At 62.9% G+C, this 13,046-nt stretch carries 12 protein-coding genes and 2 tRNA genes; 5 read left to right on the forward strand and 9 right to left on the reverse strand.

Features of this window, described 5'->3' with window-relative positions; all coding sequences use genetic code 11:
• Positions 1–62: 62 nt before the first annotated feature.
• From JGU71_RS26015 to JGU71_RS26025, 3 genes are read left to right on the forward strand one after another with little or no spacing between them, the layout of a single operon-like run.
• Positions 63–2,366 carry an FdhF/YdeP family oxidoreductase gene (locus JGU71_RS26015; RefSeq protein ID WP_199707795.1) on the forward strand — a complete coding sequence of 768 codons (2,304 nt, stop codon included), beginning with the start codon at positions 63–65 and terminating at the stop codon, positions 2,364–2,366.
• On the forward strand, positions 2,366–3,217 hold the full coding sequence (gene fdhD, locus JGU71_RS26020; RefSeq protein WP_199707797.1) for a formate dehydrogenase accessory sulfurtransferase FdhD: 852 nt from the start codon (positions 2,366–2,368) through the stop codon (positions 3,215–3,217). Before JGU71_RS26015 ends, fdhD begins: the two co-directional genes overlap by 1 nt.
• Positions 3,214–4,209: an aldo/keto reductase gene (locus JGU71_RS26025; protein WP_199707798.1), complete on the forward strand. Its 996-nt coding sequence runs from the start codon at positions 3,214–3,216 to the stop codon at positions 4,207–4,209. The genes fdhD and JGU71_RS26025 overlap by 4 nt, the downstream gene beginning before the upstream one ends.
• 179 nt (positions 4,210–4,388) lie before the next feature.
• Here the strand turns inward: JGU71_RS26025 and JGU71_RS26030 are convergent, their stop codons facing one another.
• From JGU71_RS26030 to JGU71_RS26060, 7 genes are all read right to left on the reverse strand, one after another.
• Positions 4,389–5,735, reverse strand: a complete 1,347-nt coding sequence (locus JGU71_RS26030; protein WP_199707800.1) for an ammonium transporter — start codon at positions 5,733–5,735, stop codon at positions 4,389–4,391.
• A 138-nt stretch (positions 5,736–5,873) separates the two neighbouring features.
• Positions 5,874–6,431, reverse strand: coding sequence for a TetR/AcrR family transcriptional regulator (locus JGU71_RS26035; RefSeq protein ID WP_199707802.1), 558 nt, complete (start codon positions 6,429–6,431; stop codon positions 5,874–5,876).
• Positions 6,432–6,554: 123 nt separating this feature from the next.
• Complete coding sequence (gene clpX, locus JGU71_RS26040; RefSeq protein WP_199707804.1) at positions 6,555–7,835, reverse strand: ATP-dependent Clp protease ATP-binding subunit ClpX; 1,281 nt, start codon at positions 7,833–7,835, stop codon at positions 6,555–6,557.
• A gap of 330 nt (positions 7,836–8,165) precedes the next feature.
• Positions 8,166–8,831 (reverse strand): ATP-dependent Clp protease proteolytic subunit, encoded by a 666-nt coding sequence (locus tag JGU71_RS26045; RefSeq protein WP_199707805.1) that lies wholly within the window; start codon positions 8,829–8,831, stop codon positions 8,166–8,168.
• A 43-nt stretch (positions 8,832–8,874) separates the two neighbouring features.
• Positions 8,875–9,462, reverse strand: a complete 588-nt coding sequence (locus JGU71_RS26050) for an ATP-dependent Clp protease proteolytic subunit (RefSeq protein WP_199707986.1) — start codon at positions 9,460–9,462, stop codon at positions 8,875–8,877.
• A 197-nt stretch (positions 9,463–9,659) separates the two neighbouring features.
• Positions 9,660–11,084, reverse strand: coding sequence for a trigger factor (gene tig / locus JGU71_RS26055; protein ID WP_199707806.1), 1,425 nt, complete (start codon positions 11,082–11,084; stop codon positions 9,660–9,662).
• Positions 11,085–11,196: 112 nt separating this feature from the next.
• Positions 11,197–11,273: transfer RNA gene (locus JGU71_RS26060), tRNA-Pro, on the reverse strand.
• Positions 11,274–11,507: 234 nt separating this feature from the next.
• On the opposite strand from JGU71_RS26060, the gene JGU71_RS26065 reads away from it, so the two are divergent.
• Positions 11,508–11,581 (forward strand) — tRNA-Gly (locus JGU71_RS26065).
• Between the two features lie 160 nt (positions 11,582–11,741).
• Here the strand turns inward: JGU71_RS26065 and JGU71_RS26070 are convergent.
• Positions 11,742–11,945 (reverse strand): hypothetical protein, encoded by a 204-nt coding sequence (locus JGU71_RS26070; protein WP_199707807.1) that lies wholly within the window; start codon positions 11,943–11,945, stop codon positions 11,742–11,744.
• Between the two features lie 39 nt (positions 11,946–11,984).
• On the opposite strand from JGU71_RS26070, the gene JGU71_RS26075 reads away from it, so the two are divergent.
• Positions 11,985–12,206 carry a hypothetical protein gene (locus JGU71_RS26075; RefSeq protein ID WP_199707808.1) on the forward strand — a complete coding sequence of 74 codons (222 nt, stop codon included), beginning with the start codon at positions 11,985–11,987 and terminating at the stop codon, positions 12,204–12,206.
• A gap of 19 nt (positions 12,207–12,225) precedes the next feature.
• On the opposite strand, the gene JGU71_RS26080 is transcribed toward JGU71_RS26075, so the two are convergent.
• A complete protein-coding gene (locus tag JGU71_RS26080) occupies positions 12,226–13,020 on the reverse strand; it encodes an Fpg/Nei family DNA glycosylase (protein WP_199707809.1) in 795 nt (264 codons plus the stop codon).
• Between the last annotated feature and the right edge of the window lie 26 nt (positions 13,021–13,046).

Below are 13,046 nucleotides of genomic sequence, written 5' to 3' on the forward strand. Positions count from 1 at the left end.
TTGTTCTAGATTCGGCCGAGCCCTGGGTTGGAGGCGTCCGAGCAACGAGGCACTATGGAGCAATGACCCGCACGGGACCGACAAGCGACATCGACGAGTCCGCGCTTGCGGTCACGTCGCCGAAGAACAAGGCGGCCGGGCTCACCGCCGTCGCCGTCTCGATGCGACGCAGCCTCGAACAGATGGGTCTGCTGCGCACATCGAGGTCGCTCGCTCGCCTGAACCATCACGACGGCTTCGATTGCCCAGGCTGCGCATGGCCCGAGCCGCTCGGCCATCGGCGTCCCGCCGAATTCTGCGAGAACGGCGCCAAGGCGGTAGCAGAGGAAGCGACGCTACGGACCGTCACACCGGAGTTCTTTGCCGAGCACTCGGTCGCGGAACTGGCGACCAAGTCCGGCTTCTGGCTCGGCCAGCAGGGGCGCCTGACCCATCCGATGGTTCTCACCCCGAATGCCACGCACTATCAACCGATTTCGTGGCGCGATGCCTACCGGCTGATCGCCGACGGATTGCGCGCGCTGTCCTCCCCCGACGAAGCGATCTTCTACACCTCGGGACGAACAAGCAACGAAACCGCGTTCCTCTATCAGTTGCTGGTCCGCAGTTTCGGTACCAACAATCTGCCCGACTGCTCCAACATGTGTCACGAATCGTCCGGCACCGCCCTGACCGCAGCGATCGGCATCGGCAAGGGGTCGGTGTCCATCGACGACTTGACCAAGGCGGACCTGATCCTCATCGCCGGCCAGAATCCGGGTACCAACCACCCGCGCATGCTGTCGACCTTGGAAACGGCAAAGCGCAACGGCGCCAAAATAATTGCCATCAATCCGCTTCCCGAGGCGGGCCTGAAGGGCTTCAAGGACCCCCAGCGCCTCAGTGGCCTACTGCGTGGCGGCACCGAGATCGCGGACGAGTTCCTGCAGATCCGCATCGGTGGCGACATGGCCCTGTTCCAAGGGCTCGGCAGGTTGCTCTTCGAGGCCGAGGATCGCGCGCCGGGGACCGTGGTCGACAGGGCCTTCGTCGACGCACACTGCGCCGGTTTCGCCGAATACGAAGCGCACATGCGTGCGGTCGACCTCGACGCCGTGCTCGAGGCAACCGGTTTGACCCGGACTCAGCTCGACGAGACCGCTGCAGCACTCATCGCCTCGGAGCGCACCATCACCTGTTGGGCAATGGGATTGACGCAGCAGCGGCACGCTGTCGCGACCATCGAAGAGGCGACCAACCTGCTGCTGCTTCGCGGCATGATGGGCAAACCCGGCGCAGGCGTGTGCCCGGTACGAGGACACTCGAACGTGCAGGGCGACCGCACGATGGGCATCTTCGAGCGGATGCCGGACTCCTTCCTCGACGCACTCGATGCCGAATTCGCGATGTCCAGTCCGCGCGAACACGGTTTGGACACAGTCGATTCGATCCGCGCGATGCGCGACGGGACGGCGAAGATATTCATGGCCATGGGCGGCAATTTCGTCTCCGCAACGCCGGATACCGACGTGACCGAGGCAGCGTTGCGCAATTGTGCTCTGACCGTGCAGGTCTCGACGAAGCTCAACCGAAGTCACGTAGTCCCCGGCGAAGTCGCATTGATCCTGCCCACGCTCGGCCGTTCCGACCTCGATCTGCAGGACGGCACCAAACAGCATGTCTCCGTAGAGGATTCGATGTCGATGGTCCACCTGTCCACCGGCAGGTTGGCACCGGTCAGCTCGGACCTTCGCAGCGAGGTCGCGATCGTGTGCCAACTGGCGACCGAACTGTTCGGACCCGACCACCAGGTTCGGTGGTCGGAGTTCGAAAAAGACTACGACCTGATTCGCGACGCGATCTCCAGAGTGATCCCCGGCTGCGCCGACTACAACACACGTGTCCGCGAGCGCAACGGCTTCCAGCTACCGCACCCGCCCCGCGATTCACGTGAATTCGTCACAGCCACAGGCAAAGCCAATTTTGCAGTCAACGAACTGGTCTGGGTGCCTACCCCGCCGGGACGCCTCGTACTGCAGACGATGCGCAGCCACGATCAGTACAACACGACGATCTACGGTCTCGACGACAGATACCGCGGCGTGAAGAACGGCAGGCAGGTCGTCTTCGTCAACGCAGCCGACATCGCAGAACTCGGGTTCAGCGACGGCGATCTGGTGAACATCGTCTCCGAATGGCCGACCGAGGGCCGCGTCGAGGAACGTCGCGTCGACGGTTTCCGAATCGTCGCCTACAGCACTCCGCGCGGCAACGCCGCGGCCTACTATCCCGAGACGAATCCGCTGATCCCACTGGATCATGTTGCGGACAAATCGAATACGCCGGTATCCAAGGCGATTACAGTCCGGCTCGAACGGGCGGACTGATGGGCCGCATCACCTCACGTCGCCAGGTTCTGCGGATCACCGCAACAGGGTCCGTCCGCCGACCGGACACACTCGCTGTCGAGGAGCCGCTCGAGCTGCGGATTGCGGGCACGCCGGTCAACGTGACGATGCGGACCCCGGGCAACGACATCGACCTGGTGCACGGATTTCTCCTCAGCGAGGGTGTGATCGCTGACGCGGGCGATGTGGTCGCTGTTCGCTACTGCGCCGGTGCGGACGAAGACGGTGTCAATACCTACAACGTTCTCGACGTGACACTCGCCGCGACCGCACGGCCGGATGCATTGGGGCACAGGCACGTCATGACATCGAGCGCGTGCGGAGTGTGCGGTAAGGAATCGCTCGCCGACGTCGCGGCGACGTCGCGATTCGATATCGCGCAGACGGAACTTGCCGTCGAGGCCGGGATTCTGGCGTCGATGACGCAGACACTTCGTAAGAACCAGCGAACGTTCGACGCGACGGGCGGCCTGCATGCGGCTGGTTTGTTCAGCGCCGACGGCGCCCTGCTCGTCGTCCGCGAGGACGTCGGCCGCCACAACGCCGTCGACAAGGTGATCGGCTGGGGCATCGCCGAAGGCCGCGTGCCCATGAGCGACTGCGTATTGATCGTCAGCGGCAGAGCTTCCTTCGAACTCGTACAGAAGGCCGTGATGGCAGGCATACCGATGCTCGGCGCAGTGTCGGCGCCGTCGTCGCTCGCAGTGGATCTCGCGGCGGACAACGGACTGACACTCGTCGGGTTTCTCCGTGGCGAGACGATGAACGTCTACTGCCGAAGCGATCGACTCAAACAGACTTCGGTCGGGCGGCCTACTTTGGAGTCATGACTGCTTCCCCCATCACTCTCGGCGACAATCTGACGACAAGCCAACTCGGATTCGGTGGCATGGCATTGACGCCCGTCTACGGTGCCGTCGAACCCGCCGACGCGCTGGCGACGCTGCACCACGCGATCGATGTCGGCGTGACATTCATCGACACGGCCAACGTGTACGGCGGCGGTTCGAACGAGCAACTCATCGCCGCTGTTCTCCGCGATCGTCGTGCCGAGGTGCAACTCGCAACCAAGTTCGGCATCACCGGCAATCCTGCGGCCGGCGATCGCGGAGTACGCGGCGACCGAGATTATGTTCGGCAATGCATCGACGAAAGTCTGCAGCGTCTCGGTACCGACACGGTCGACCTGTACTACCTGCACCGACTCGATCCGAACACACCGATCGAAGACACAGTCGCGGCCATGGCCGAGCTCGTGACCGAGGGGAAGGTCCGCCATCTCGGCCTGTCCGAGGTCACCGCGGCCGAATTGCGCCGCGCGGTGGCGGTCCATCCGATTGCCGCCGTGCAATCGGAATGGAGCATTTGGAGTCGAGACGTCGAATCGAACGTCGTTCCCGCAGCTGCCGAACTCGGCGTCGGCTTCGTTCCGTATGCGCCCCTCGGGCGGGGATTTCTCACCGGAACGGTCACCGCGGACACGATCAGCAGCAACGACATCCGCAACCACTTTCCGAGATTCGACGACGGCAGCATCGACACCAATCGTGCGGCTGTCGCGGCCATTCAGACGGTCGCGGACGCGGTCGGCGCCACGGCCGCGCAGGTCAGCCTGGCGTGGCTGCGGCACAAGGGCAGCGACTTCGGTTTGCCCGTTGTGTCGATACCTGGGACGCGCAAACAGCATCGGATCGACGAGAACGTTTCCTCGCTGGACGTCGACCTTTCGGCAGCGCAGGTTGCCGAGCTGGATTCGATAGCAGGGCTGGTGAGCGGAGAGCGGTCCGCCGTGGCGTCCTGGGTGTCGTCGGGGCGCGAATAGACGCGCGTCACGACAATCCGACCGGGGTTCAACTACCGAAGGACCCGGACCGAGCGAACTCGTGCGTCTGCCGCTCCGCTTCCTTGCGGTTAGCGCGTATCCGGACCTGCACGAGGAATGACGAACACACGTGACGCCGGAACCTTGCGGTCCCGGCGTCACGTGTTCTCGATCGGTTGTCAGGCCTTGGACTCGACCGCATCCGCAGCGAGTGCTTCCGCAGCAGCACTGACCTCGGCTTCGGAACCGCTCACGCTGGCAAGTTCCAGCGCCTCGAGAACGTAGGCGGTCTCACCGTGGATCGCCGAGTCCAAGCCGCCGGACTCGGTTTCTGCATCGACTCGCAGACCCATCGTCATGTCGAGCACCTTCGCGATGATGAAGGTGACGATGAAGGTGTAGGCGAGCACGGCAAGCACCGCGACCGTCTGCCTACCGAGCTGACCGAACCCACCGCCGTAGAACAATCCGGCAACGGCGTTGGGAGCTTCGTCGGTCGCCAGCAGGCCGATCAGGAGCGTGCCGAGGACACCGCCGACGAGGTGGATGCCGACAACATCGAGTGCGTCGTCGTATCCCAGCTTGTACTTGAGCGACACCGCTGCACAGCAGACGACACCGGCTGCGGCACCGATGATCAGAGCACCGATCGGCGATACCGCACCACAGGCGGGTGTGATCGCGACGAGTGCGGCGATCATGCCTGATGCTGCACCGAGCGACGTAGCGTGACCGGCCTTGATGCGTTCCATGACCAGCCAGCCACAGACACCCGCGCACGTCGCGGCAACCGTGTTGAGGACGACGACGGATGCGCTGTTGGACGCAGCCAATGCCGAACCACCGTTGAAGCCGAACCAGCCGAAGTACAGCAGGCCGGCACCGAGCATCGTCAGCGGAAGATTGTGCGGGCGATGCGGATGCGGGAACGCGTGACGCTTACCGAGGACGAACAGCACGGCCAACGCCGCGATGCCCGCGTTGATGTGGACCGCGGTGCCACCGGCGAAGTCGATCGCCTTGAGCTTGTTGGCGATCCAGCCGCCCGTGACGGATCCGTCGGCAGAGTTGAATGCGAACACCCAGTGCGCGACCGGGAAGTAGACGAGTGTTGCCCAGATTCCCGCGAAGACCATCCAACCTGCGAACTTCATCCTGTCAGCGAAAGCTCCCGAGATGAGCGCGACCGTGATGGCCGCGAACAACAGCTGGAACACCGCGAACAACGCAGGTGGCAACGCAGCCGGGTCCGAGGCGGTCAGCAACTTGCCCAACCCGAGGTACTCGAACGGGTCACCGATCAGACCGGCTCCGCCGACCGAATCACCGAAGCCGACGGAGTATCCGAACAGCACCCACAGGACGCCGACGACGGCGAATGCGCCGAACGTCATCATTGCCATGTTGAGGGTGTTGCGGACGCTTACCATGCCGCCGTAGAACAGCGCGAGGCCCGGAATCATCAGGGCAACAGCAGCGGTGGCGGCCAACATCCAAGCGGTATTGGCTGCAGCTAATGGATCCATATTTGTTCACCTTCGCGGACGAGGGCGCGCATGCGCGTGCCGTTTGATGCGGTGAATCACCGTCATCCGAGAGTGAACCCGACAAATGTGACTTCTACCGGCGCGGTCGTGAATTGTGCGTTACGAGCCTCGCAGCTGTCAGGGTGCGGCGAGCCGACGAACCGCGTCGACGACTGTTCGCCGCCGGAACACCGACTCGGTGAAGTTCAGAACCTCCGGCCCCTGCACCGACCAGACAGCGGCGATGTGGCGTGCCAGCAGCACGAGTTGCAACGGGTCCAATCGGTCGGTCACGTGGCCCGCTAGTTGGGCGTCGCGCACTGTTGCGATGTGTGATTCCAGCGCAGCGACTGCCTCGGGAGGAGCAACGTCGCTGTTCGCGCGCTCCAACCGGTACCAGGTAACGAGTCGGACGAGGTTCGGATTCGCCGCGCCCGAGTCGTACAGGCGGCCCGCGTATTCGCCGAGGTCGCTCGGATCCAACGTGATGTCGGTGAAGGTGGCATCGACGAACTGTTCGAGAACTGCGTCGAACAGGGCTTCCTTGCTGCCCCAGTAGGTATAGATCAGACCCTTGCTGCAACCCGCCTGAGCCGCGATTCGATCGATGCGAGCGCCGGCGACACCACACGAGGCGAACTCGCTCATCGCCGCGTCGAGCAACCGGGAGCGACTGTCCGTCGTGTCCTTTGCCACCATCGGACAGTACTACCGACCGGTAAGCAGAAGCACGGCAAGCAATGCCCGACATAACAAAGCGCGGTCGAAGGTCATCTGACCTTCGACCGCGCTTCGATGAATTGCGTTGCGCGCCTTGCGTTATGCGCTCTTGTCGCGACGCTCCGGCCGCTCACGCTTGCGCGGCACGATGGTCGGAAGGACGTTGTCGACGACGGTCTCGCCGGTCACGACCACTTTCGCGACGTCGTCGCGACTCGGAATGTCGTACATCACCGGAAGCAGAACTTCTTCCATGATCGCGCGGAGACCACGAGCGCCCGTGCCGCGCAGAATGCCCTGATCTGCGATGGCTTCCAACGCATCGTCGGTGAATTCCAGTTCGACACCGTCCATCTCGAACAGGCGGGTGTACTGCTTCACCAGCGCGTTCTTCGGTTCGGAGAGGATCTTGACCAGCGAAGCCTTGTCCAGGTTCGTCACCGAAGCGACGACCGGAAGACGGCCGATGAACTCGGGAATCAGGCCGAACTTGATCAGGTCTTCAGGCATGACGTCGGCGAAATGATCCTGGGTGTCGATGTCGGCCTTCGAGTGCACCTCGGCACCGAAACCGATACCACGCTTGCCGACCCGATCGGAGACGATCTTCTCGAGGCCTGCGAAGGCACCAGCCACGATGAACAACACGTTGGTCGTGTCGATCTGGATGAACTCCTGATGCGGATGCTTGCGACCACCCTGCGGCGGAACGCTTGCCTGCGTGCCTTCGAGGATCTTCAGCAATGCCTGCTGCACACCTTCGCCGGACACGTCACGCGTGATCGACGGGTTTTCGCTCTTGCGAGCGATCTTGTCGACCTCGTCGATATAGATGATTCCGGTTTCGGCGCGCTTGACGTCGTAATCCGCGGCCTGGATCAGCTTGAGGAGAATGTTCTCGACGTCTTCGCCGACGTAGCCGGCTTCGGTCAGCGCGGTGGCATCGGCAATCGCGAACGGGACGTTGAGCATCTTCGCCAGCGTCTGCGCGAGGTAGGTCTTGCCGCAACCTGTCGGGCCGAGCATCAGAATGTTGGACTTCGCGAGCTCGACAACCTCGCCGCGTGCGTCACGGGCTTTGTCGCCGGCCTGGATTCGCTTGTAGTGGTTGTAGACCGCAACTGCGAGGGTCCGCTTGGCGGTGTCCTGACCGATGACGTAGTTCTCCAGGAAGTCCCGGATCTCCATCGGCTTCGGCAGCTCGTCGAGCTTGACCTCGCTCGACTCGGCCAGTTCCTCTTCGATGATCTCGTTGCAGAGGTCGATGCACTCATCGCAGATGTACACACCAGGACCCGCAATGAGCTTCTTGACCTGCTTCTGGCTCTTTCCACAGAACGAGCACTTCAGCAGATCGCCGCCGTCACCGATGCGCGCCATCTTTCAGGTCCCTACTTCCTTCTCCGCGTGCGACCGTCGCTCCCGATTGTGGACGATCGAATCGGTCCGACAATCTAGGAGCGGTGGGCCATGATGTGACCGTACCCGCGATTCGGGAATGTGGTCGACTTCTTACGGGTGATTCACACAGAGAACCGCGCATTTCGTCGCTCACCTCCCGCATTTCGTTCCGATACCGCACGACCCGAACTTTCGATTCGATCTCTCGGTGCCGAGCGGCACCTGATCGGTGCCCAAGCGTTGCTTGCGAATGCGCGGTTCTCCCGCAAATCGATCACACCGGCGTGTCGCCGATGAGCGATTCACCAATTACTTTTGCGCGCTGAGCTTCCGGTAATCGAACACGGTATCGATGATGCCGTATTCCTTTGCACCTTCGGCCGTCAGAATCTTGTCGCGATCGGTGTCCTTGCGGATGACGTCCGCATCCTTACCGGTGTGGCGAGCAAGCGTGGTTTCCATCAGACGACGCATACGTTCGATCTCCGCTGCCTGAATCTCCAGATCGGAAACCTGACCCTGGATGCCACCCTCGACGGACGGCTGGTGGATCAGCACGCGAGCGTTCGGCAGCGCAGCGCGCTTGCCCGGCGTTCCCGCAGCAAGGAGCACGGCGGCAGCCGAGGCCGCCTGACCGAGGCACACGGTCACGACGTCGGCACGGACGTACTGCATCGTGTCGTAGATCGCCATCAGCGCGGTGAACGAACCACCGGGCGAGTTGATGTACATCGTGATGTCGCGATCGGGATCCTGCGACTCGAGCACGAGCAACTGAGCCATCAGGTCGTTGGCGGACACATCGTCGACCTGCGATCCGAGGAAGATGATGCGCTCCTCGAACAGCTTGTTGTACGGGTCGGACGTCTTGACGCCGTAGGTGGTCTGCTCGGTGAACTGGGGCAGGATGTAGCGCGACTGCGGACCCTGGGGTGCCGCGGAGCCTGGCAGGCGCGGGATGAACAATTCGGCCATCTTCTCTCCAAAAAGGTCTGTGGGTGAACGGCGAAAGGGCGGGCTACTTGCCCGTGCCGCCGGCCTGCTGGGCGCGGGATACGACGTGGTCGACGAAGCCGTATTCGAGGGCCTCGGCGGCTGTGAACCAGCGGTCGCGATCGGCGTCGGCGGTGACCTGCTCGACGGACTTGCCGGTGTGCAGCGCGTTGAGTTCGTTCATCTCACGCTTGGTCTGCACGAACTGCTCGGCCATGATCGCGATGTCGGCAGCGGTGCCACCGATACCCGCGGACGGCTGATGCATCATGATCCGCGCGTGCGGCAGCGCGTAGCGCTTGCCCTTCGCACCGGCGGTCAGCAGGAACTGCCCCATCGACGCTGCCAAGCCCATGCCGTAGGTCGCAACGTCGCACTCGGCGAACTGCATGGTGTCGAAGATCGCCATACCCGCAGTGACCGAGCCACCGGGTGAGTTGATGTAAAGCGAGATGTCCCTGGTCGGGTCTTCGGCGGTCAGCAGCAGGATCTGCGCGCAGATCTTGTTGGCGATATCGTCGTCGACCTGAGTGCCAAGGAAGATGATGCGCTCGTGCAACAGCCGCTCGAAGACCGAGTCGCTCAGATTCAGGCCTGACGTTGCCGACCGCATCGTCGGTGCACCGATCAATGCACCCCCATTCGACGCGCTACCACTGGCCCCATCGATGCGTGCAAACTCGTTATGCGGTGTCACGGTTACCTGCTTTCTCCCTTGCATTGACTTCGCTGACACAAACACTAACGAAGGAGGGCGACGCCGGAGTCCCGGCGCCGCCCTTCTTCGCTATAAGCGGAAAACTCCGCTACTTACTTCTCGTCGTCCGAAGCTGCTTCTTCGAGTGCGTTGACGTCGGCGGCTTCGATGACCTCGATGTCGTCGTCCTCGTCGTCGACCTCGATCGTTTCGCCCGACTCGCTGCCGAACAGCTCCGCGGTATTGATCGAGTTGCCTTCGGTGTCGCTCACGCTGACACGGTCGACGATGCTCGCGAGAGCCTTGCCGCGACGGATGTCGGCGAAGATCGCTCCGAGCTGGTTCGCTTCCTGGATCTGCTGGATGAACTGCTCGGGAGCAATTCCGTAGCGCTGCGCCTGGAAGATGATCCGCTCGGTCAGCTCTTCCTGGCCGACCTGCGTGTTCTCGGCCTCGGCAATTGCGTCGAGCAGGAGCTGGATCTTCACCGAGCGCTCGGCCGACTTCTGAGCATCGGCTTCGAACTCTTCGCGGCTGCTGCCCTGCGACTCCAGCAGCTCCGCGAACTTCTCCTCGTCGTGGTCGAGTCCGTGCACTGCGTCGTGGATGGCGGCGTCGACCTCGGCCTTCACAACCGCGTCCGGCACCGGAATCTCGATGGACTCCAACAGGCTTTCGAGGACCTTGTCGCGGATCGCGCCGGCCTGCTCGACCTTGCGGACGCGACCGACGCGCTCACGCAGGTCTGCCTTCAGCTCGTCGAGGGTGTCGAACTCGCTCGCCAGTTGGGCGAACTCGTCGTCGGCCTCGGGCAGCTCGCGCTCCTTGACGGTGCCGACCGTGACCGTGACGACGGCCTCCTGGTTGGCGAAGTCGCCTGCGACGAGGGTCGAGGTGAATTCCTTCGACTCGCCGACCGACAGGCCGATGATCGCTTCGTCGAGGCCCTCGATCAGTTCGCCGGAGCCAACTTCGTGCGAGAGCCCGGTCGCGCTGGCCTCTTCGACGTTCTTGCCGTCGACGGTTGCCGACAGGTCGATGGAGACGAAATCGCCGTTCTGCGCGGGGCGGTTGGCACCCGTGAGCGTGCCGAAGCGCGCGCGCAGCGACTGCAGCTGCTCGTCGATGTCTTCGTCTTTGATTTCGATCGGATCGACGGTGACGCTGATTGCCGAGTAGTCGGGCAATGCGATCTCCGGACGAATGTCGACCTCGGCCGTGAACTCCAGCTGCTGGCCGTCGTCGATCTTGGTGATTTCGATGTCGGGCTGGCCGATCACCTTCACCGCTGCGGTGGTGACAGCTTCGCTGTACTTACCGGGCAGCGCGTCGTTGACGACCTGCTCGAGGATCGCGCCGCGACCGACGCGTGCCTCGATGAGCTTGGCCGGAGCCTTGCCAGGACGGAAACCCGGAATCCGGATCTGCTGTGCGAGCGACTTGTATGCGCGGTCGAAATCGCCCTTGAGTTCCTCGAAGGGCACCTCAACGTTGATCCGTACTCGCGTCGGGCTCAGCTGCTCGACGGTGCTCTTCACCGAAATAACTCCTTAAATCGTTTCCTAGCAATCGTCTTCTGGATACGTTCGCTCTTGTGCCGCCCGGTCGGGCGAGTCGATCGTGCGGCTGCAGAACAGCACGCGGTCTTGCTGGTCGGGGTGACAGGATTTGAACCTGCGGCCCTCCGCTCCCAAAGCGGATGCGCTACCAAGCTGCGCTACACCCCGTTCAACTCCACACCTCACCTGATTCAGCGAGCAGAGCGCCCGTCGAACCAGACTCTTTGGAGAGCCAGGACGTAATCCTACGGTTACCCGATTACCGATTCCAAAGCGGTGTTCGGTACAGTCTCAACGCACACGACATCTCCGGTGGCGATCCCATCCGATGTCGTATGCCTGCGGACGCAGCTCAATGGTAGGCCTCAGATTTTCTCTGAAGCTATTAAGCTGCTCTGCTAGGCCGGTGTAGCTCAATGGTAGAGCCCCTGTCTTCCAAACAGGCTACGCGAGTTCGATTCTCGTCACCGGCTCCACCAGCACAAACGCTCGCCTCCCAACTCGGAGGCGAGCGTTTGTCGTTTCGGGTCGGTCTTCTTCCTCGCGACGCACCAATGACTCCATCGAGTGACGCAAATCACCAGCGGCGCTCCGCGCCTCGTGCGTCCTTTAGGAGGGCCCGACCTCCGAAAAGACTCACGACCGGTGTGGCATCCGCTGTTCGGCGGGACCCCCGGCATCGGCACTGTCGTCGTCGCCCTGCTGATGGGACCACTCGTCGGTTACTTCCTGCCGCGCGTTGCTGTCCAGCCAACTGTGCGAATTATTACCGAAATCGGGCATGATCAAGGCTTCGAATCGTGAGTCTTTTCGGAGGGTCCGACCTCCGAAAAGACTCACGATGCGCGGAGCGCCCTGCGGATTCGGGAGGAATCGGCTATGAGCATCTGGGTATTTTTCATCGTGTTGATCGTCGCTGGAGCGTCGTACAGCTACTTCCGGCGTGGTTCGCGCGGCGGCGGTCGCTCGGGCGGCAGCGGTCGCTCGGGCGGTAGCGGTCGCTCGCGCGGCGGCGGTTCCAGCGACGGCGAGTCCTGGTTCGGCGGCGACAGCGATTCGGGCGGCGGCGGGTGCGGCGGTGGCGGCGGCGGCGGCGATTGATGCCGCCAGCCGAACAGACCTACCCCGGCTGGCAGGTCGGGCACCAGAAGAGGTTGCGACCTTCCAGTACCGAGTGCGCGATCGGCGTCGAACAGATGCGGCACGGCAGACCCGCGCGCCGGTACACGTAGGACCGCGGCCGACCCTTTGCATACGTTTCGCCGTGGTCGTCCTCGGGTCGGATGGTGATGATTTTGCCCCGCCTGACACCGACCTTCATCAGCGCGACGAGGTCGGTCCACATGTCGTCCCATACCTCGCGCGAGATCAATTCGCCGGGCAGCATGGGTGAAAGGTTGTGTCGGAAAAGCAGTTCCGCGCGATAGACGTTGCCTATCCCCGCGACGACCGATTGATCCATCAGCAGTGCGCCGATCGGACGTCGCGAGCGATGTAGCCGTACCCAAGCCCGATCGGGATCTTCACCACGACGCAGCGGATCCGGACCGAGCCGATCTGCGATCGTTTTCAACTCGGCCTTCTGGAGCACTTCGCATGCCGTCGGGCCACGTAGATCCGTGCCGAAATCGGCGCCAACCATACGCATCCGGACCTGACCGACGGGAGGTCCCATCGGCAGCGCAACCTCGGTGAATTTGCCGTAGAGACCGAGATGTATGTGGACGACGAGGCCCGAATCGTAATGGTGCAGAAGGTGTTTGCCCCAGGCCTCGGCTTTGACGAAGGTTCGTCCGTCGACGAGTGCCGCGCCTTCGGCGAACTTGCCCTGCGGGCTCGACACCCTGATCTCCGAGCGCGCGAACCGACGTTGATGCAACCGGGCAAGACGGTGCAGCGTATGCCCTTCAGGCACCGCGCACCGTCGTCCCCGGCGTAAAG

This window comes from Antrihabitans stalagmiti, assembly GCF_016482825.1.
Lineage (GTDB): Bacteria > Actinomycetota > Actinomycetes > Mycobacteriales > Mycobacteriaceae > Antrihabitans > Antrihabitans stalagmiti.